At 67.4% G+C, this 18,306-nt stretch carries 17 protein-coding genes and 1 tRNA gene; 8 read left to right on the forward strand and 10 right to left on the reverse strand.

The genetic code is table 11. The annotated features are described in order from the left end of the window. Nucleotides 1-6 precede the first annotated feature (6 nt). The 7 genes from O8I58_RS14665 to O8I58_RS14695 all read left to right on the forward strand — a co-directional run bounded on the left by O8I58_RS14665 (nucleotide 7) and on the right by O8I58_RS14695 (nucleotide 4,599). The gene (locus tag O8I58_RS14665; protein ID WP_298317585.1) at nucleotides 7-762 is read left to right on the forward strand and encodes an SPOR domain-containing protein; all 756 of its coding nucleotides are present in this window, start codon (nucleotides 7-9) and stop codon (nucleotides 760-762) included. A 30-nt stretch (nucleotides 763-792) separates the two neighbouring features. Further along, nucleotides 793-868: transfer RNA gene (locus tag O8I58_RS14670), tRNA-Thr, on the forward strand. A gap of 168 nt (nucleotides 869-1,036) precedes the next feature. Next, nucleotides 1,037-1,192 (forward strand): entericidin A/B family lipoprotein, encoded by a 156-nt coding sequence (locus O8I58_RS14675; protein WP_298317588.1) that lies wholly within the window; start codon nucleotides 1,037-1,039, stop codon nucleotides 1,190-1,192. A 196-nt stretch (nucleotides 1,193-1,388) separates the two neighbouring features. After that, on the forward strand, nucleotides 1,389-1,598 hold the full coding sequence (locus O8I58_RS14680; RefSeq protein WP_298317591.1) for a CsbD family protein: 210 nt from the start codon (nucleotides 1,389-1,391) through the stop codon (nucleotides 1,596-1,598). A gap of 180 nt (nucleotides 1,599-1,778) precedes the next feature. Then, nucleotides 1,779-3,077: a tryptophan--tRNA ligase gene (locus tag O8I58_RS14685; RefSeq protein ID WP_298317594.1), complete on the forward strand. Its 1,299-nt coding sequence runs from the start codon at nucleotides 1,779-1,781 to the stop codon at nucleotides 3,075-3,077. 81 nt (nucleotides 3,078-3,158) lie between these two features. Continuing rightward, a complete protein-coding gene (locus tag O8I58_RS14690; RefSeq protein ID WP_298317597.1) occupies nucleotides 3,159-4,118 on the forward strand; it encodes an MBL fold metallo-hydrolase in 960 nt (319 codons plus the stop codon). Nucleotides 4,119-4,212: 94 nt separating this feature from the next. Next, nucleotides 4,213-4,599 (forward strand): hypothetical protein, encoded by a 387-nt coding sequence (locus O8I58_RS14695; protein WP_298317600.1) that lies wholly within the window; start codon nucleotides 4,213-4,215, stop codon nucleotides 4,597-4,599. 10 nt (nucleotides 4,600-4,609) lie between these two features. On the opposite strand, the gene O8I58_RS14700 is transcribed toward O8I58_RS14695, so the two are convergent. The 3 genes from O8I58_RS14700 to fusA form a co-directional block, all read right to left on the reverse strand. Further along, nucleotides 4,610-4,996 (reverse strand): VOC family protein, encoded by a 387-nt coding sequence (locus O8I58_RS14700; RefSeq protein WP_298317603.1) that lies wholly within the window; start codon nucleotides 4,994-4,996, stop codon nucleotides 4,610-4,612. 58 nt (nucleotides 4,997-5,054) lie between these two features. Then, the gene (locus O8I58_RS14705; protein WP_298317606.1) at nucleotides 5,055-5,813 is read right to left on the reverse strand and encodes an SDR family NAD(P)-dependent oxidoreductase; all 759 of its coding nucleotides are present in this window, start codon (nucleotides 5,811-5,813) and stop codon (nucleotides 5,055-5,057) included. A 174-nt stretch (nucleotides 5,814-5,987) separates the two neighbouring features. Further along, nucleotides 5,988-8,024, reverse strand: a complete 2,037-nt coding sequence (gene fusA, locus O8I58_RS14710; RefSeq protein WP_298317609.1) for an elongation factor G — start codon at nucleotides 8,022-8,024, stop codon at nucleotides 5,988-5,990. A gap of 477 nt (nucleotides 8,025-8,501) precedes the next feature. On the opposite strand from fusA, the gene O8I58_RS14715 reads away from it, so the two are divergent. Next, nucleotides 8,502-8,837 carry a DUF6172 family protein gene (locus O8I58_RS14715; protein WP_298317612.1) on the forward strand — a complete coding sequence of 112 codons (336 nt, stop codon included), beginning with the start codon at nucleotides 8,502-8,504 and terminating at the stop codon, nucleotides 8,835-8,837. A gap of 32 nt (nucleotides 8,838-8,869) precedes the next feature. Here the strand turns inward: O8I58_RS14715 and O8I58_RS14720 are convergent, their stop codons facing one another. The 7 genes from O8I58_RS14720 to O8I58_RS14750 all read right to left on the reverse strand — a co-directional run bounded on the left by O8I58_RS14720 (nucleotide 8,870) and on the right by O8I58_RS14750 (nucleotide 18,147). Next, nucleotides 8,870-10,135, reverse strand: coding sequence for a DEAD/DEAH box helicase (locus O8I58_RS14720; RefSeq protein ID WP_298317615.1), 1,266 nt, complete (start codon nucleotides 10,133-10,135; stop codon nucleotides 8,870-8,872). Between the two features lie 149 nt (nucleotides 10,136-10,284). After that, nucleotides 10,285-11,655, reverse strand: coding sequence for a dihydrolipoamide acetyltransferase family protein (locus O8I58_RS14725; protein ID WP_298317618.1), 1,371 nt, complete (start codon nucleotides 11,653-11,655; stop codon nucleotides 10,285-10,287). A 257-nt stretch (nucleotides 11,656-11,912) separates the two neighbouring features. Then, nucleotides 11,913-12,272: an SH3 domain-containing protein gene (locus tag O8I58_RS14730; protein ID WP_298317620.1), complete on the reverse strand. Its 360-nt coding sequence runs from the start codon at nucleotides 12,270-12,272 to the stop codon at nucleotides 11,913-11,915. 13 nt (nucleotides 12,273-12,285) lie between these two features. Further along, nucleotides 12,286-13,290, reverse strand: a complete 1,005-nt coding sequence (locus O8I58_RS14735; protein WP_298323022.1) for an alpha-ketoacid dehydrogenase subunit beta — start codon at nucleotides 13,288-13,290, stop codon at nucleotides 12,286-12,288. Between the two features lie 46 nt (nucleotides 13,291-13,336). Continuing rightward, nucleotides 13,337-14,422, reverse strand: coding sequence for a pyruvate dehydrogenase (acetyl-transferring) E1 component subunit alpha (gene pdhA, locus O8I58_RS14740; protein WP_298323027.1), 1,086 nt, complete (start codon nucleotides 14,420-14,422; stop codon nucleotides 13,337-13,339). Nucleotides 14,423-14,609: 187 nt separating this feature from the next. Beyond that, nucleotides 14,610-16,379: a hypothetical protein gene (locus tag O8I58_RS19280; RefSeq protein WP_345781343.1), complete on the reverse strand. Its 1,770-nt coding sequence runs from the start codon at nucleotides 16,377-16,379 to the stop codon at nucleotides 14,610-14,612. A gap of 22 nt (nucleotides 16,380-16,401) precedes the next feature. Further along, a complete protein-coding gene (locus tag O8I58_RS14750; RefSeq protein WP_298317623.1) occupies nucleotides 16,402-18,147 on the reverse strand; it encodes a Calx-beta domain-containing protein in 1,746 nt (581 codons plus the stop codon). Between the last annotated feature and the right edge of the window lie 159 nt (nucleotides 18,148-18,306).

An 18,306-nucleotide genomic window follows, 5' to 3' on the forward strand; every position in this document is an offset into this window, starting at 1 on the left:
GAACCCATGCTGATCCGCGCACTGATCGTCCTGCTGGTATTTCTCAATCTGGGAGTGGCTGGATGGTGGCTGAAGCACGCCGAGGCCGCGCCAGTGGTTCCCGAGCAGCCGCGCGATGTCGCCCTCCTGGAACTGGCCCGGGTGAACCCTGCGCCTCCATCGGGGGCGACACCCCCTGTGTCCGCACCCTCCGTCGCGACGCCGCCGGCCAAGACGAAACCTTCCCTGGCACCGACGCCATCAGCGCAGCCCGCTGCACTGCCGGACACGGTCGCAGCGACATCATCCAGCACGCCGCCGGCGCCTGAAGTGGCAGCCCGTACGCAGTGCGTGGCACTGGGGCCCTTCGTCGACCAGTCGGCCGCACGCGCGGCACAGGCGCGTCTGAGCCCGGCGCCGCGCCGCGCCGGGGTACGAGCCGAGACATTGCCGGCCAGGGCGTACGCGGTCCTCCTGCCACCCCTGGCCGACCGTGCCGCGGCGCAGGCCATGACCGAACGCATCACCGCAGCCGGCTTCAGCGACCTGATGTTGATCAACAGCGGCCCCTCGGCGAATGGCGTGGCGCTGGGCCGCTATGGCAGCCGCGAGGCAGCACAACGCCGCCAGGCCGAACTGCGCGCCGGTGGATTCGAAGCGCAGTTAGAGCCGGTCGGCCAGGACACGCAGTGGTGGCTGGACGTGACCCTGGGCGAAGGCGAAGGCGCACTTGCCCGCCGACAGGCGCAGGCTGCGCGTGCCGTGTCGCGTGACTGCGGCTAGAATGCTCGCCCGGCCACGCAGCCGGCCCGTGCCGCTTTAGCTCAGCTGGTAGAGCAACCGCCTTGTAAGCGGTAGGTCATCCGTTCGATTCGGATAAGCGGCACCACTTTTCTCCTGTCTGCTGTTTCGGACCATGGTGTGTGCGCCCGTGGAATCCTCGAATCCCGTCCGACTGGCGTTCAGCAGGTTCACGCAGTGTCCACGGCGGCGTCGGCAGCCTTCACGGCAAGGTTTTCCGAGGGGGAAAACCAGGAAGCCAAACTGGAGAATGTCCATGAAGCGCATGATTGCCCTGCTGGTGTTGTCGGTTTTCTTTGCTGGTTCCCTCGCTGCGTGCAATACCGTCAAGGGTGCAGGCAAGGACGTCCAGAAGGTCGGCAGCAAGATGGAAGATTCCGCCGACAAGACCGGTGGCACCGGCACCAAGTAACCCTGGCGCGGGGCCTGGCCCCATCGCAGCGAGAAGCCGGCGCAAGCCGGCTTTTTCGTGCACGTCGTTGGCAAAAGTCGATCGGTGGGCTGAACGGATAACGTGGCCTGCACGCATGCCTCATGGCTGCACAACGTGGCGTTGGCCAGGATGGTGGCGCAACAGCAAGACACCACCGCAACCGATGAGGTGACGTATGAACAAGGACATCATTGCCGGCAACTGGAAACAGCTCAAAGGCAAGGCCCAGGCCAAGTGGGGCGATCTGACCGACGACGTCTTCGACGTGGCCGAAGGCAATTCCAAATACCTGGCCGGCAAGCTGCAGGAGCGCTATGGCTGGGACCGCGACCGCGCGGAGCAGGAAGTCAGCGCGTTCCAGCGCGATCTCGACAGGCATCACTGATCGCGCCAGTTCTTCCATGCGCGCAACGGGCCTTCGGGCCCGTTGTCATCTGCGCCCAGACAGGCCCCGCTGCGCAGGTGGGGCATTCCGGTGGTCTGCGAGGGCACGTATACCGCCAGCGCGGTGGCTGCGACCCGGGCGGGTAAACTGGGCGACCTGCTTCCGCTATCGACTTCGCGCATGACCACCCGTGTCCTGACCGGCATCACCACCTCCGGCACGCCCCATCTGGGCAACTTCGTGGGCGCGGTGCGTCCGGCCATCGCCGCCAGCCGCGCCGCTGACACCGAGAGCTTCTATTTCCTGGCCGACCTGCACAGCCTGATCAAGGCGCAGGATCCGGCGCGAACCCAGCGTTCGACCCTGGAAATCGCCGCGACCTGGCTGGCTGCCGGTCTGGAGCCGGACAAGGTGTGGTTCTACCGGCAGAGCGATGTGCCCGAGATCCCGGAGCTGACCTGGTTCCTGACCTGCGTGGCCGGCAAGGGCATCCTCAATCGCGCCCATGCCTACAAGGCCGCCGTGGACAAGAACCGCGCCGATGGTGAGGACGACGATGCGGCGGTGAGCGCCGGGCTTTTCATGTACCCGGTGCTGATGGCCGCGGACATCCTGATCTTTAATGCGCACCAGGTGCCGGTGGGCCGCGACCAGATCCAGCACATCGAGATGGCGCGCGACTTTGGCCAGCGCTTCAATCATGTGTACGGGCGCGAGTATTTCACGCTGCCTGAGGCGCTGATCGACGACCACGTGGCCACGCTGCCTGGGCTGGATGGTCGCAAGATGAGCAAGAGCTATGGCAACACGATTCCATTGTTCGCCAAGCCCGCCGAGTTGAAGAAGCTGATCTTCTCGATCCTCACCGATTCGCGTGCGCCGGGCGAGGCCAAGGACACCGAAGGCTCGCCACTGTTCCAGCTCTACCAGGCCTTTGCCACGCCGGAAGAAACGGCAGCGTTCGCGCAGGCCTATGCCGATGGCATCGGCTGGGGCGATGCCAAACAGCAGCTGTTCGACCGCATCGAGCGCGACATCGCACCGCTGCGTGACCGCTATGAAACGCTGATCGCCAGGCCTGCCGATATCGAAGCGATCCTGCGCGACGGTGCGCAGCGCCTGCGCGCCAAGTACGCCACGCCGTTCCTGCGCGAACTGCGCGATGCGGTGGGCCTGCGCGACCTAACGTCCACCGCGACGGTGGCGGTGCAGGCGGTGGCCAAGGCAGCACTGCCGGTGTTCAAGCAGTACCGCGAAGCCGACGGGCGCTTCTATTTCAAGCTGTCCGATGCGCAGGGCAACGTGCTGGTGCAGAGCCGGGGTTTCGACTCGCCGCGCGATGCCGGCCAGCTGGTGGCCGTGTTGAAGAGCGCGGAGACCTCTGAGCAGCTGCAGACCACGGATATCGTGCTGCAGGTGTCAACGGACGAGGTGCTGGCTGCGCTGGCGCAGCTGCGCGAAGCCGCCGCGCAGGCGTAAGCAACTGCGACCAAGGGTGGATCGTGCGCGCATGGCGCGCTGCCTAGAATCGGGAGTCATCTCCCCGATCCGACGCGCGCCATGAGCCAGCACGGCATCCACACGATCCACACGATCCACACCGTCGATACCGCATTCCAGCGCGAACATTTCGGCGCGGCCTATCTGGTGGTGGAAAACGGCCGCGGTGCGTTCATCGATTGCGGTACCAGCCATTCGATGCCGCTGCTGATGCAGGCCGTGCAGGACGCAGGACTGACGCCGGCCGAGATCGACTGGGTGATGCCCACACATGCGCACCTGGATCATGCCGGTGGCGCCGGCATGCTGATGCAGCAATTGCCCAACGCGATGCTGGTCGCGCATCCGCGCGCGGCACCGCACCTGATCGATCCTTCGCGGCTGATCGCCGGTGCCACGGCGGTCTATGGCGCCGAGGAAATCGCACGCAGTTACGGCACGGTCGTGCCGGTGCCGGCCGAGCGGGTGGTAATCGCGCAGGATGAACACGTCGTCGACCTGGCCGGTCGCCCGCTGCTGTGCATCGATACGCCGGGCCACGCGCGCCATCACTATTGCGTGTGGGATGCGTTGAGCCGCTGCTGGTTCACCGGCGACACCTTCGGCTTGTCGTACCGCGAACTGGACAGCGCGCAGGGCGCCTTCATCCTGCCGACCAGCTCGCCGGTGCAGTTCGAGCCGGACGCGCTGAAGCATTCCATCGCCCGCATGCTGGCTTACGAGCCACTCGGCATGTACCTGACCCATTACGACCGCGTCGGCCAGTCCTATGCCGATGTCGAAAAGCTCGCCCGGGATCTGTACGTGCAGATCAACGCGATGGAAAAACTCGGCCGCGACGCCGATGGCGAACCTGATCGCCACGCCAGGCTGCTCAAGGCGTTGACTGCGCTCTACCTGCAACGTGCGCACGAGGCGCAGGTCCCGCTGGACGATGCGCAGGTCGAGCAGGCACTGGCGATGGACATCGAACTCAATGCACAAGGCCTAGCTTGCTGGTTGGATCGCGAGCGGCGGTGAGCTTGTAGAGAAGTATGTTTTGTGAGATCCAAATCCAATTCGCATTTCCCCGAGCCAATTAATCTTGAATCTCACTCATGGAAGGGGACCAGAAATGCTGAATTTTCTAAGCCGCGCCACCTTGCTCAGCTGGCTTTTGATGGCAATGCTGCTCAGCATTGCGAAGCCTGCAGCTGCGACGACATCCGTCTGGTTTTCAAGCAAGCACTACAGCCTGACGTTTGAAGTAGGCCATGATGATCGTCCGGTCATTACAGGCATGCAGATCATCTTCGACGAGATGAAAGAAATTCCTTGGGTGAGATCGCCGGATCTAAAAGTGACGCGCTTTGACTACGACGCACAGTGGATCGAAGTTGAGTACGTCAATCCCGGCGACACTTCCAAGCCACCTTCTTTCCATTTGTCGGCAAAGGGAAACAAGGGCACGATCCGATTTAAAGGGCACAGCGAAACCGGCGAGTTTCTCTGGACGATCTAGCCGGCAAGCATTAAACGTATTTGTTTGGCGCCGTACGTCCACGTTCTTCCTTCATCGGCACCACGCAGAAGCGATGGCCGGTTGGCGCTTCCATCACCCACCAGCGCTCGCGGATGCATTGGATGCGCTTGGCGCCGAGGGTTTCCAGGCGCGCGACTTCGGCGTCGATGTCGTCGGCCTCGATATCCAGGTGCACGCGTGACGGGTGCCCAACCTTCTGCACTTCGACATGCAGGCCGCCCGGACCATCCTGCAGGACCGTATAGCGGTCTTCGCCGCCTTCGTCAGGATCGGTGACGGGCAGGCCCAATGCCTGGCTCCAGAACGCTGCGTGTTCGGCCAGGCTGCCGTCCTGGCAGTCGATGATGAAACCGGCAAGGCGACTGCGGTGGGCCATGGTGTGTTCCCTGATGGGGCATGCGATGACGATGCGGCGAGCTTACGCCGTGCCCGCGTCAGGCACCCAGCGCCTGGCCGCCATCGACCGCCAGCACCTGGCCGGTGATCCAGCGTGCGCGCGGCGAAGCCAGGAACACGGCGGCTTCGGCTACGTCCTCCGTCGCGCCGAAGCGACCGAACGGAATGCTGTCGCGGATGCGTGCGTACAGCGCCGGTTCGGCGGTCCTGCGCTTGTCCCACAGGCCGTCGGCGAATTCGATGGAGCCGGGGGCGATGGCATTGACGCGGATCCTCTCGCGCGCCAGTTCGGCGGCCAGGGTCACGGTGTAGTAGTTCAGCGCGGCCTTGGCGGTGGAGTATGCGGCGGCGCGTGGCGTCGGCACCGAGCCGTTGATCGAACTGATGTTGATGATCGATGGCGACGCGCTACGGCGCAGGTGTGGCAGCGCGATGCGGTTGGTGCGCACCGCGGCCATCAGGTCGACGTTGAAACCGGCCAGCCAGCTGGCGTCGTCGCTGCCGTTGCCGTAACCCGAGGCGTTGTTGACCACCACGTCGATACCACCGAAGGCCGCAGCCGCAGCCGTGACCCAGGCTTCGATCTGGTCCGCGTCAGACAGGTCACAGGACAGGGCATGCACGGCGCGCCCGTGCCGTGACAGCGTGGCGACGGCGTCCCGTAGCGAGCCTTCGCTGCGCGCGCAGATCGAGACCTGTGCGCCTTCGCGGGCGAACGCGTCGGCCATCGCCAGGCCAATGCCGCGACTGCCGCCGGCTACCAGGATGCGCAGGTCATGCGGATTGGAATCGGTCATGGTGGGTTCCTTGGTGAGATTGCTCGATTATCGATGCGTCGGCGGGGTGTTGTAGAGCGGAGCTTGCTCCGCTGCCTTCCGACCAGATCTCCGGTACGGCTCCAGCGGAGCGAGCTCCGCTCTACAAAAAAGGGAGCCGGATGACCGGCTCCCCAATCCAATGGCCTGCGTGCTTCATGCCGCGCGTGCGGGCGCGTAGCGGTCGAACTGCAGGCTGGCCGACGCGCGTCCCTGGGTCAGCGAACGCAGCGCGGTGGTGTAGGCCTGCAACTGGGCCAGTGGCGCCAGCGCCAGCACTTCCGCGCGCGCGCCGTGGTCTTCGATCGTCAGGACGCGGCCGTCGCGTCGCTGCAGGTCGCCGACCACATCACCGACATGGCTGGCCGGCGTATCGATGGCCATCGCCATTACCGGCTCCAGCAAGACCGTCCCGCTGCGTTGCAAGGCGGTGCGGACCGCCTCGGACGCCGCGCGCTGGAACGCCATGTCCGACGAATCCACCGCGTGTGCCTCGCCATCGACCAGCGCGACCTCGACCCCGACCACCGGATAGCCACGCGGGCCTTCGGCCAGTGCCGCACGCACGCCTTTTTCGGTCGCGGCGATGAAGGCCCGCGGGACCACGCCGCCGGTCGTACGGTCGACGAACACCACCTGCCCGTCCTCGCGCGGTGCGATGTCCAGCACCACGCGCGCGAACTGGCCGTGTCCGCCAGTCTGCTTGGACAAGCGGCCTTCCACGCCGTGCAGCACCACGCGTGGCGTCTCCTGATAGGCCACCCGTGGCGAACCGGTGCGCACATCGACCTTCCACTCCGTCCGCAAGCGCTCGACCATCACCTCCAGGTGCAGCTCGCCCATGCCCCAGATCAGCGTCTCGCCGGTGTCTGGATCACTGGCGACGTGGAAGGACGGGTCCTCCTGCGCCAGTTGTGCCAGGCCCTGGCCGAGCCGGATCAGGTCGTTGGCATTGGCCGCACTCAGCCGCCACGACAGCACTGCCGGTTGCGCCTGGATGCTTTCCAGGCGTAACGGCCGCGCGGTCGCACTCAGCGTTTCGCCGCTGGCCACGTCCTTCCAGCCGAGTACCGCGACGATCTCGCCGGCCTGCGCCTGGTCGATGTCGTGCACGCGGTCGGCCTGGACCACGGCCAGCCGGCCGATCCGGCGCGGGCGATCCTGCTGCGAAGACGCAACCTGGTCGCCCACCCGCAACGTGCCCGAATACACCCGGACGAACGCCAGTGCCGCGTGTTCCTGGTGGGTGATCTTGAACACCAGCGCCGCCAGCGGACCGGCCGGCTCGGCGGCGAGCTGCACGTCGCCATCGCTGCTCTCTGCGTGCACCGCCGGGCGATCCAGTGGCGAGGGCAGGTAGTCGACGATGGCGTCCAGCAGCAGTTCGACGCCCTTGTGCTTGAACGCCGAGCCCACCAGCACGGGAACGCCGGCACCGGCCAGCGTGCCGCGGCGCAGGGCGGCGCGCAGCAGGTCCGCACCGATGTCGCTGCCGTCCAGATAGGCATTGGCCAGCGCGTCGTCGTGGTCGGCCACGGCGGCGATCAGCTGTTCGCGGGCAGGCGCGTAACGGGCGTGTTCGTCGTCGGTCCACGGCCGCCGTGTCGCCGGCTGCGGATGCTGCCAGCCGACGATGCTGCGTTCGACCAGATCGACCCAGCCGTCGAAGCTGCCATCGTCGCCCAGGGCGATGCCGAGCGGCCACGGCGTGGCATCGAGCTTGTCGTGCATCTGGGCGATGACCTTGTCGAACGCCGCGCCGGCGCGGTCCATCTTGTTGACGAAGGCCAGCAGCGGTACGCCGTGCCGGCGCGCCTGGCGCCACACGGTTTCCGACTGCGGCTGCACGCCATCGACTGCGGAAAACACCGCGACCGCGCCATCAAGCACGCGCAGCGAGCGCTCCACCTCAATGGCGAAGTCGATATGGCCGGGCGTGTCGATCAGGGTCAGGTGATGTTCGGGCTCGGTGCGCGGCGCCCAATGCGCCTGCACGGCGGCCGCACCAATGGTGATGCCGCGTTCGCGTTCGATGGCCGAAAAATCGGTGGTGGCTGCGCCGTCGTGGACTTCGCCGATCCGATGGATCGCGCCGGTCCGCCACAGCAGGCGTTCGGTGAGGGTGGTCTTGCCCGCGTCGATATGGGCAATGATGCCCAGGTTGCGGCGGCGGGACAGGGGCGTGGTGTTCATACGGGTGACTCCAATGCGTTGCCAACGAAAGTGGCCGTCCGCATCGGTTGGCTTCGACGCGGACGGCTAGGGTTTGGTTTCCGGATCGAGGTGCATGGCACGTGCTCCTTGGGGTTTGCAGCGGTGGAAAGGCATAAAAAAAGCACCCGGGTGGGTGCTTGATCGGTAGAGCGGATGGCGCGCGCGGATCAGCGGGATCCAGCGTCCATCGGCCAGCACAGGCACACCCGGCCCGCGCTTGCGCGTGGGGTCATCGGCAATATCAACAGCGGATTGCGGGACATGGAGGTGTGCGGGAATGGGGCGGTGAGGCGCGCATTCTCTGCCTGCCCGGGCGTCGCTTCAAGCCCCGGGTGGGCTTATTGATGGAACGATGTGGAGCTAATGGCGCCCATCGTTCTGCCTGGTCCGGCTGCGGCATTCGCGCTGCGGTGCCGCTGGGCCTCACAATAGGCGGCCGTTTTGGATCGATGTGCCATGAGAAAGACCTACCAGCTCCAGATTGAAGGCAAGAACCGCGACCGCCTGTTGGAGGCCAGCAAGCACGAGATCCGCAAGTACATCGCGCGCGAACAGCGCAAGGCGCTGCCGGCTGGCGCGGACGTGTGGCGTTTCGATGCGCGCCTGGGCGCCGATGAAGCCAGTGCCGCGGCGATTTCTTCCGGTGAATTGATCCGTGGGATCGATGCGCTGCTGGCGGGTGGTGGCCATCAGTTCTTCGTCGAAGTGCTGGCCAAGCCGGGCACGCGCAATGCGCCTCCGGCCGAGAAGGCTGCGCCATCGGCCGAACTGGATTTCGACGACGAAGATTGAAGCAGCGGCCGCGCTGGCGGCCGTGCGTGGAATCAATCGGGCGTGTTGGCCGCGGCTTGCGCCGCGCGCAACTTGTCCTTCTTGCTGGGCCGGCGGCCCTTGATGCCGCCGTTGTGATCGCCGACCACCGATGGCACGGCTGCCTCGGCTGATGGTTCGAAGCCGGTGACGCGTTCGCGCGGCACGCGCACCCGCTGGCGTTTCTCGATCAGCCGCAGCTGCGGCTCGGTCGATGCACTGACGAAGCTGATTGCGGTACCGCTGGCGCCGGCGCGGCCGGTGCGGCCGATGCGGTGGGTGTAATCGGCCGCAGCGCGCGGCAGGTCGTAGTTCACCACCAGCGGCAGCGCCGGGATGTCCAGCCCGCGCGCGGCGACATCGGTGGCGACTACCACCTGGAGTGCATTGGCCTGGAAATCGCGCAGCACCTGCTGGCGTCGGCCCTGGCTGAGGGTGCCGTGCAGCGCCTGCGCGGCGATGCCGTTGCGTTCCAGCTTGTCGGCGACGGTGTCGGCGGTGTGGTGGCTGGCGACGAATACCAGTGCCTGGGTCCAGCCTTCTTCCTGCAGCAGGTGGCGCAGCAACGCGGTGCGCTGCTGCGGATCGACCTCGATCGCGCGCTGGGTGATGTCCGGTGGTGGCTGCGTGCTGTCATCGCCATCCACCTGTTGCGGCGCATGCAGCAGGCGCCGTGCGAGCGCGGCGATGTTGTCGGGCAGCGTGGCCGAGACCAGCACGGTCTGGCGCCTGGCCGGCAGCAGCTTCTGGATGGCGTCCAGTTCATCGCCGAAGCCCAGGGCGAGCAGCTGGTCGGCTTCGTCCAGCACCAGCGTGGACAGCGTGTCCAGGCGCAGCGCGTTGTGCTGGACCAGGTCGAGCAGGCGGCCGGGCGTGGCGACCACGATCTCGGCACCGCCGCGCAGGGATTTCAATTGTGGATTGAGCGACACGCCGCCGATGGCCGTGGCCACGCGCGGGCGCTGCGGCAGCTGGCTGCCGAGCTGCACCAGTGTCTCGCTGACCTGGGTGGCCAGTTCGCGCGTGGGCACCAGCACCAGCGCATGCAGCTGCTGGGCGGTGCAGCGCGGCGCCTGCGCGCAGCGCTGCAGCAGCGGCAGTGCGAACGCCGCAGTCTTGCCGCTGCCGGTCGGCGCGCGGATCAACACGTCCAGGCCCTGCAGCAGGGGCGGAATAGCGCGTGCCTGCACCGGACTGGGCGCGGTGACGCCGGCCTGTTCCAGTGCACGGGCCAGGAACGGCAGCAGATCGGGGGCGAAGCCAAGCGAATCGAAGGACATGCAGCGCATCGGAAGCGGAAGGGGAGTGCCACGCATCGGCAGGCGGGGCGCGAGGACCAGGGCCGCATCCTACGCTGGCCGCGGGCATGGGCCGGAAACGGCAACGCCGGCTTGCGCCGGCGCTGCCTGGGTGACGCGAGGCGACTGGGTCAGTCGGCCAGCGCCAGATCGTCGATCAGCGCGCGCAAGAAGCGCGCCGCTTCGCCGCCGGTGCAGGCTCGGTGGTCGAAGGTGACAGACAGCGGGATGACCTTGTGCGATTCGAAGCCGCCCATCACCGGGGTCATCTGGAAGCGCGCGCGGCCGGCGGCGACGATGCTCACGCACGGCACCACCACGATCGGCGTGGCGTAGCGCCCGGCGAACATGCCGAAGTTGCTCAGCGAGATCGTGTAGCCGGTCAGCTCGGTGGCCGGGATGGAGCGGTCGAGCACCTGCGCGCGCAGGCGATTGACCGATTCGCGCACGCCGCCGGCGTCGAGCAGGTCGGCATTGCGCAGCGCAGGCACGAACAGGCCGTCGTCGGTGTCCACGGCGATGCCGATGTCCACGTGCGGATGCAGGGTGCGGGTCAGCGCCTGGCCGTCGAACCAGGCGTTCATCGCCGGCACCGCCTTGCACGCGGCCACGATGCCGCGCACCAGGCGTGCGGTGACATCGCTGCCGGGCACCCAGGCGTGGATGTCGGCGTCGTCGTTGAGGGTGGTGGCCACGACCTGTGCATGCGCGTCGGCCATGACCCGGGCCATGTTGCGGCGGACGCCGCGCAGCGGCTCGGGCTGGCCGCTGGCGCTCACGCCCGGAGGGGCGGTGCGCATCGGCTTGCCGCTGGCCGACAGCGCGGTGCGCGCGCGGTTGGGGTCAATGGCGGGCGCGGGGCTGGGTGCGGGCGCTGCGACGCGTGCGGCAGGCGTCGGCGTGGCACCGACCTTGGCCGAGCCATCGGCCGCGGCCTGCTTCACATCGGCCATGGTCACCACGCCCTCGGCGCCGGTGGCGCGCACGCGAGCCAGGTCCACGCCCAGCTTGCGCGCCATCGCGCGCACCGCCGGCATCGCCTTGACCCCGCCGACGGCCACGGCCGCTTCGGTCTGTACGGCATTGGAGGACTGCATCGCGCCGACCACGGTGCCGGCATCGTCGCGCTCGTGGTCGAAGCTTTCGACCACCGTCTGCGGCGCAGGCGCCGCGGCAGGCCTGGCGGCGGCAGGCGCGGCTTTCGGCGGGCCATGCGAATGGCCGGTGTCCTGGCCGTCGGCGCGCTGGGGCAGGTTCGGGTCGGGTTCGAACTGGGCCAGCATCGCGCCGGTATCGACGATGTCGCCCGGTGCGCCGGCCAGCTTCAGCACCTTGCCCGACACCGGGGAGGGCACTTCGACCACGGCCTTGGCTGTTTCCATCGACACCAGCGGCTCGTCCAGGCGCACCACGTCGCCTTCCTTGACGAACCACTCCACGATGGTCGCATCGGGCAGGCCTTCGCCCAGGTCGGGAAGGTGGAAGGTCTTGCTCTCACTCATGGTTGGGTCCTACTGATGTGATTGGGGCCATCCACGTTGTCGTGTCCGGCCGCCAGGTGGTTGTGCGCGGCGCAGTTGCAGGCTTGCCGCCCGTTCAAGCCGCGCGCGGCCGGCTGGCGGCCGGACACGGCAACCCGGAGGGCCGCGCTTGAGTGCACGCGGTGCGGCGTCATCACTCGGTCATTTATCGACATAAATTCCTTCGTTCTTCCTTGCTCCACGCGCACTCAAGTGCGGCGTGGTTGGTCCCAGTCACATCAGTAGGACCCATTCTCTTGAATCAATTCAATGGCGCGTGCGGGGATCCATCCGCTGCGTCCGTACGCATCGTGCGCCCACCACCAGCCGGCGTGTTCGCGTTCGACGGTCAACAGGTCGTCGACGTCGGCTTCCAGTTCCCGGGTGTCGTAATCCTGCTGGGCGATGGCCGTGCCGACGTCATCCAGGTGGAAGACATCGGCGGGCATCCAGCCGCCCAGTCCCTGCGCCAGCGTGGCCCAGACGAAATCGGGCCACTCGGTGTCCGATGCGCCCAGCACCGCGCCTTCGCCGCGCGCAATGCGGATTGCTTCGCGGTCCGGTGCACGGTGTGCGGTGATCACGCGCGCGCGCGACATGGCGGTGTCCTGCCTAGCCGCGGGCGAGGGTGCGTCTGGCGGCCGCGACCACGCGTTCGGTGCTGGGCATGTATTTCATTTCCAGTCGGAACAGCGGCATGTGCGTGTCCGGGCCGGTCACGCGTTCGACCGGCGCCAGCAGGTCGTACATGCATTCCTCGGCCAGGCGTGCAGCGATTTCCGCGCCGAAGCCCGCGGTGCGCGGCGCCTCATGCACGATCACGCAGCGGCCGGTCTTGGCCACCGACTCGGCGATGGTGTCGAAGTCCAGCGGGGTCAGCGTGGCCACGTCGATGACCTCGGCGCTGATGCCTTCGGCGGCCAGTGCATCGGCCGCTTCCAGCGTCTCCTTGACCTGCGCGCCCCAGCTGACCAGGGTCACGTCCGCGCCGTCGCGTAGGACGAAGCACACGTCCAGCGGCAGTGCCTCGCCGTCATCGGGCACCAGTTCCTTGTACTGGCGGTAGATGCGCTTGGGCTCGTAATAGATCACCGGGTCCGGGTCGCGGATCGCCGCCAGCAGCAGGCCGTAGGCGCGCTGCGGCGAGGACGGCATCACCACGCGCAGGCCGGGCACGTTGGTGAACATCGATTCGTTGGCTTCGGAGTGATGCTCCGGTGCGCGGATGCCGCCGCCCCACGGCACGCGCAGCACCATCGGGCAGTGCAGGCGACCACGGGTGCGGTAACGCAGGCGCGCGGCATGGCAGATCAGGTGGTCGATCATCGGATAGACGAAGCCGTCGAACTGCGCCTCGGCCACCGGTTTCATGCCCTGCGCGGCCATGCCCACGGTCAGGCCGGCGATGGTGGTCTCGTCCAGCGGCGTGTCCAGGATGCGCGCGGAACCGAAGCGCTTCTGCAGCCCGGCGGTGGCGCGGAACACGCCGCCGTTGACGCCCACGTCCTCGCCCAGCACCACCACGGCCGGATCGTGCGAAATCTCCCAGGCCAGCGCCTGGGTGATGGCTTCGATCAGGGTGATCGGCGTGGCGGTCGGGGTTTCGGAATCGGTCATCGGCGCGGACTCCGACACGGTGTCATGGCTGGCGGTGGGCTTGTGGTCATCCATGGCGCTGCTCCTGGTCGCGCGCGATGGCTTCGGCGCGCTGCTTCAGCAGCTCCGGCGGTGGATCGGCGTACAGATAGTCGAACATGGCCTCCACCGGCTGCACCGGCGTGGACAGGTAGGCGTTGACCTCGTCGTCGACGCGGTGGCCGCATTCCTCCTTCCAGGCGGCTTCCCGTGCTTCGTCCCACAGGCCTTGCGCGGTCAGCCAGGCACGCATGCGCGGCACCGGATCACGCTCCCAGGCGGCCTTGACTTCGGCGTCGTCGCGGTAGCGGCGGGCGTCGTCGGCGGTGGTGTGGTCGGACAGGCGATAGGTGACGAACTCCAGCACCGTGCCGCCGTTGCCGCTGCGCGCGCGCTGCATCGCCTGCTCCATCGCGTCGAGCACGGCGATCAGATCGTTGCCGTCCACCTGCAGGCAGAACAGGCCACCCGCCAGGCCCTTCTGCGCCAGCGTCTGCGCGCCGGTCTGGGCCGAACGCGGCACCGAGATCGCCCAGCCGTTGTTGACGATGCCCAGCACCAGCGGCAGCTGGTAGGCGCCGGCCGAATTGAGCGCGGCATAGAAATCGGTCTTGGACGAACCGCCATCGCCGCAGGTGCTGACCGCCACGCGGTCTTCGCCGCGCAGCTTGAACGCCAGCGCCGCGCCGGAGGCATGCAGGCACTGGGTGGAAATGGGCACCGACCAGGCGAAGTCGTTGCGCGGAATTTCGAAATCGTTGCCGCGCTCGTCGCCACCCCAGTACAGCAGCACTTCGCGCGGCTTCACCCCGCGCATGAACTGCGCGCCATATTCGCGATAGCTAGGTGCGAACACGTCTTCCGGCCGCATCGCCGCGCCAATCCCCACGTGCGTGGCTTCGTGGCCCAGGCAGCTGGCGTAGGTGCCCAGCTTGCCGGTGCGCTGCAGGGCGATGGCCTTGGTGTCGAAGACACGGGTGAACAGCATCTGCTTGAACAGTTCGACCAGGCGGGCGGTGTCCTGTGCCAGCGCGGGCAGCGTGCGCCCGTTGGAAGTACCGTCCGGGTTGAGGTATTGCAGGTATTCGATCTGGAAACTGGCTGCCAGGGTCATGGCATCGTCGGTCTTGCGGAATGTGGACTTCATCATAGCCGCGCAATGGTAATGACCGAACCCCGGTTTGCCTTCGTGCAGCGCAGCAGCAACCGTTTCCGTAGGGTCGCGTTCACACAAAAAAACGCGGCCCATCAAGGGCCGCGTCGTTTGTTGCCGGATTCTCGTCAGGCGATTGACCGTGGCGTTACTTGACCAGGGTGGTGAATCGCGCGCTGTTGTTGCTGGTGTTGGCTTCGCTTGACGTGGTCGAGACGGTGGATTCGACCAGGACGGTGCCGCCACGGCGTGCCGTGCCGGTGGTCACCCAAACCGGGAAGCTGGCCTTGGCGCCGTTGGCCAGCGCCTTGTTGCCGGTGCAGCGGAACTGGATGTCGCGCAGGTTGCCCTGGCGGCTGCAGCTCCAGCCCGACGGCGGGTTGATCAGCGACAGGATGTTCATCGTGTTACCGCCAATCACCACCACCGGCCTGGTTGCCGGCTGGCCGGCGTTGGTGGCGGTGACCACGTAGCGGGTCAGCAGCTGATAGGCCTTGATGGACGCCGGCCCGTCGATGGATACGGCGATGTCGGCGGTCGGCGGTGCGGCGACCTGGATGCTGGTCACGGCCTGGTTGTTGGCCGAATCCGGATCGAAGGTCTGCGAGGTGGCCGCCACGGCCAGCGTTGCGTTGCTGTCCGACTGCGCAGCGATGGACGTTGCGCGGATGGTGAAGCTGGCGCTGCCGGCGTTGTCCAGCGTGGCGGTGTTGCACGCCACGGAGGTCATGCCATCGGCGACCTGGGCGGTGTCGCAGCTCCAGCCGCTGGACGGGGTGACCGCCAAGTCCGGCAGCGCGCCGGCGATGGAGAAGCCCACGCCCGGGGCGCTGGCCGTTTCCGGGCCGTCGTTACGCACGGTGGCGGTGTAGGCCAGGGCCTGGCCGGCGGTGACGCTGCCGGTGCTGGACGTGGCGGTGACGGCCAGGTCGGCCTTGGGCGCCAGTTCGAAGTAGGCCACCACCGGGTCGTGGTCGGACAGGCGGGCTGGCGAGGTGGCGTCGTTGCGGGCCACTTCCGGGAAGTCCGCGTTGATCCGGGCATGGTCCATGCCGAACGCGGTCGTGGCCAGCACCAGCGCGTCGTTGACCAGCACGTGGTCCAGGGTCTGGGCGCTGCCGTCGTAGGTGAACGAGTAGTTCTGGCCGTCCGGGAGCAGTTCGCCCAGGTTGGTCAGGTCCGGGTTGACCAGGTCGGCGCCGTCGCCGGTGACCACGGTCTGCGCGTCCGGCGTGGGCGTGCCCATGACGGTGTTCATCGCATCCACGTAGCCATCGTTGAACTGGAACGCGTTGAAGTCGCCCAGCACGGTGATGCGGCGCTCCGGGTTTTCTTCCTGCATGCCCTGGATCAGGTTGGCCAGGAACACGGCCTGGGCCTGGCGCTTGGCGCGCACCCGCTCACCCGCTGCATCGAGCGTGTCGGCGCCATTGAGCGAACGCTGGTGCACGGCGATCACGGTGATCGGGAAGGTGCGGCCGTCGGCCCAATGCACCACGGCATCCAGCGCCAGCGGCGGACGGTCGTTGAGCAGGCTGGTGCTGCCAGCCGGTTCGGTCCATACGGTGTCCTTGCCGTACTGGGTGACGCCGCTGACGTCGACGCGCGACACGCTGGCGCCGACCGATGCGGTCTTGACCAGGAAACCCACGTCGATGCCGCCGACGTCGTTGCCTTCCTGCAGGTATGGCACGTACTGAGGATCGGCCAGGCCTTCGGCCACCGCATCGGCGTTCACCTTGTTGGCGACCTGCTGCAGGGTGGACAGGTTCTCCATCTCCACCACGGCCAGGATGTCGGGCAGGTTGAGGTAGTCGCGGATCGCCACCGAAGCCTTGGACAGGCGCGTGGCGAACGCGGCAGCGGTCAGGGTCGGCGCGCCGTTGCCATCGGCGGTGGTGTCGAAAAAACGCTCCATGTTGTAGCCGGCGACGGTGAACTCATCGCTGGTGGCCGCACGCGCGGCGGCCGGGCTGACACCGGCAGTGGTGCCGATGGCGACGGTTGGATCGCGCACGATCACGTAGTGGCGGTAGCTGTAGTCCAGCGGGCCGGTCAGGCCGGTGATGACTGCGCCGGTGGAGACATCCAGCGCGGTGCTGGCGCCGCCGATCGTGTCGCTGTCGATGGTCAGCAGTTCCGGGTTGCCATCCCACTGCGGGACTTCGCCAGTGACCGGGGTCGGGGCTTCGATGCCGGCTTCGCGGAACGGACGGGCGGTATCGCCGATGACCGCATAGAACAGGCCGTCGCTGGTCCCGGTGGCGCTGCTTGTCATTGGTGTAGCCACCGGTCGGGGCGACCACGCGCAGGCTCGGCACGGTGACGCGCATGCCTTCGAAACGCTCCAGCTGGTCCAGGCCGCCGCCGGCGGTGAGCATCGAGGCATCCAGCGGGATCGCAGCCGGCAGGGCCTGGCCGCTGGCCAGCAGGGCGACGCTGATGCCACCGCTGAGTTCGGTCAGCGGACGCTGGTAGGGATCGGCGCTGGGGATGTATTCCTGCACCGTGCCCGAAACACGCACCAGGTTGCCCACGGCCACGGCTGCCGAGGACGTGCTGCCGGTGTAGACGTACAGGCCTTCGGAGGTGGCGGGGTTGTCGTCCACTTCCGCGTCCGGGGTCTGCAGCCAGAAGCCGGCACTCTTGACCGCGGTGACGACGCCGGTGGTGTAGACCAGCGAGCCGGCGATCGGCGAACTGATGCCGGCGCCCTGGATGTCGTGGATCGCGGTCAGCGAGATGTCGTCGTTGACGATCGTGCCGGTGGCCTTGGCCGAGCCCAGCAGCGCTTCGCCGACCAGGTTGGTCAAGGTGACGGTGAAGGTCTCGTCGGACTCGGTGATGGCGTCATCGATCAGGGTCACGCTGACCGTGGTGCTGGTTTCGCCCTCGGCCAGGGTCACGCTACCGCTGGCGGCGACGTAGTCGCTGCCGGCGTTGGCGGTGCCGTCGGCGGTGCTCCAGTCGACCGTGATGCCACCGGCCGGGGCCGGCTGGGTCAGGCTGATGGTGAAGGTGAGCGGGCCGGCGCCTTCATCGCCCGAGGCATCGGCGATGGACAGCAGCGGCGTGCCGCTGGCGCCGCAGATCGAAGCGGTCGTCGCGCCGTTGCGCGGGACCGGCGTGCCGGTGCTGAAATCGGCGGCGTTGTCGTTGGTGTCGGTGCAGCCATCGCCGGCGCGCAGCACCGCCAGGGTATTGCTGGGCGCCGGCGCGGCGCCGCTGCCTTCGTAGCAGCTGGCGGTCGTGCCGAAGCCGACCAGGTCGGCCGCACCGGTCGGGCAGGTGCCCGACAGCGCGGTCTGCGTGGCCGACAGCGCGACCTTGCCTGCCGTGCCGGACATGGAAATGGTGCCGGAGACGTCCGGGGTCGGCAGGTCGGAGGTGCCGCCGCTGCCGTCGGCTTCCTTGACCAGGAAATACCCGCCCGGGCCGATGCTGCCGGTGAGCGCGGTCAGCTGCCAGCTGCTGCCGGCGGCGCTGGCGTACTGCACGCTGTAACTGGACAGGTCCACCGTGCTGGTGCCGGTGTTGTGCAGTTCGATGAAGTCGCTCTTCCAGGTGGCGCCGCTGTTGCCGCCGCCGCCGTAGACCTGGCTGATCACCACCTGGGCCTGCGCCGCCGAGGCGCTTCCCAGTCCCAACAATGCAAGCGCCAACAGGCGCGACAACGGCGTCGTCATCGACGGCTTCTCCATAGCGTTTTCGGGGGAACGCGCCGGATCCCCTGGCGCGTATCCCGACTATGAACGAATCCTGAGTAAATTGCATGACAGGTCACGCGGTGCCTTCCGCCGGCACCGGAGCGTCGCGCCGGGCATGACCGGCTACCATGCCGATCC

The sequence above is a fragment of the Pseudoxanthomonas sp. genome (assembly GCF_027498035.1).
In the GTDB taxonomy this organism is placed as follows: domain Bacteria; phylum Pseudomonadota; class Gammaproteobacteria; order Xanthomonadales; family Xanthomonadaceae; genus Pseudoxanthomonas_A.

Excerpts from the sequence above, each read along its gene's own strand:
- O8I58_RS14665 (WP_298317585.1), top strand. The coding sequence starts at position 7 with ATGCTGATCCGCGCACTGATCGTCCTGCTGGTATTTCTCAATCTGGGA.
- O8I58_RS14675 (WP_298317588.1), top strand. The coding sequence starts at position 1,037 with ATGAAGCGCATGATTGCCCTGCTGGTGTTGTCGGTTTTCTTTGCTGGT.
- O8I58_RS14680 (WP_298317591.1), top strand. The coding sequence starts at position 1,389 with ATGAACAAGGACATCATTGCCGGCAACTGGAAACAGCTCAAAGGCAAG.
- O8I58_RS14685 (WP_298317594.1), top strand. The coding sequence starts at position 1,779 with ATGACCACCCGTGTCCTGACCGGCATCACCACCTCCGGCACGCCCCAT.
- O8I58_RS14690 (WP_298317597.1), top strand. The coding sequence starts at position 3,159 with ATGAGCCAGCACGGCATCCACACGATCCACACGATCCACACCGTCGAT.
- O8I58_RS14695 (WP_298317600.1), top strand. The coding sequence starts at position 4,213 with ATGCTGAATTTTCTAAGCCGCGCCACCTTGCTCAGCTGGCTTTTGATG.
- O8I58_RS14700 (WP_298317603.1), bottom strand. The coding sequence starts at position 4,996 with ATGGCCCACCGCAGTCGCCTTGCCGGTTTCATCATCGACTGCCAGGAC.
- O8I58_RS14705 (WP_298317606.1), bottom strand. The coding sequence starts at position 5,813 with ATGACCGATTCCAATCCGCATGACCTGCGCATCCTGGTAGCCGGCGGC.
- fusA (WP_298317609.1), bottom strand. The coding sequence starts at position 8,024 with ATGAACACCACGCCCCTGTCCCGCCGCCGCAACCTGGGCATCATTGCC.
- O8I58_RS14715 (WP_298317612.1), top strand. The coding sequence starts at position 8,502 with ATGAGAAAGACCTACCAGCTCCAGATTGAAGGCAAGAACCGCGACCGC.
- O8I58_RS14720 (WP_298317615.1), bottom strand. The coding sequence starts at position 10,135 with ATGTCCTTCGATTCGCTTGGCTTCGCCCCCGATCTGCTGCCGTTCCTG.
- O8I58_RS14725 (WP_298317618.1), bottom strand. The coding sequence starts at position 11,655 with ATGAGTGAGAGCAAGACCTTCCACCTTCCCGACCTGGGCGAAGGCCTG.
- O8I58_RS14730 (WP_298317620.1), bottom strand. The coding sequence starts at position 12,272 with ATGTCGCGCGCGCGCGTGATCACCGCACACCGTGCACCGGACCGCGAA.
- O8I58_RS14735 (WP_298323022.1), bottom strand. The coding sequence starts at position 13,290 with ATGACCGATTCCGAAACCCCGACCGCCACGCCGATCACCCTGATCGAA.
- pdhA (WP_298323027.1), bottom strand. The coding sequence starts at position 14,422 with ATGACCCTGGCAGCCAGTTTCCAGATCGAATACCTGCAATACCTCAAC.
- O8I58_RS19280 (WP_345781343.1), bottom strand. The coding sequence starts at position 16,379 with ATGGAGCGTTTTTTCGACACCACCGCCGATGGCAACGGCGCGCCGACC.
- O8I58_RS14750 (WP_298317623.1), bottom strand. The coding sequence starts at position 18,147 with ATGACGACGCCGTTGTCGCGCCTGTTGGCGCTTGCATTGTTGGGACTG.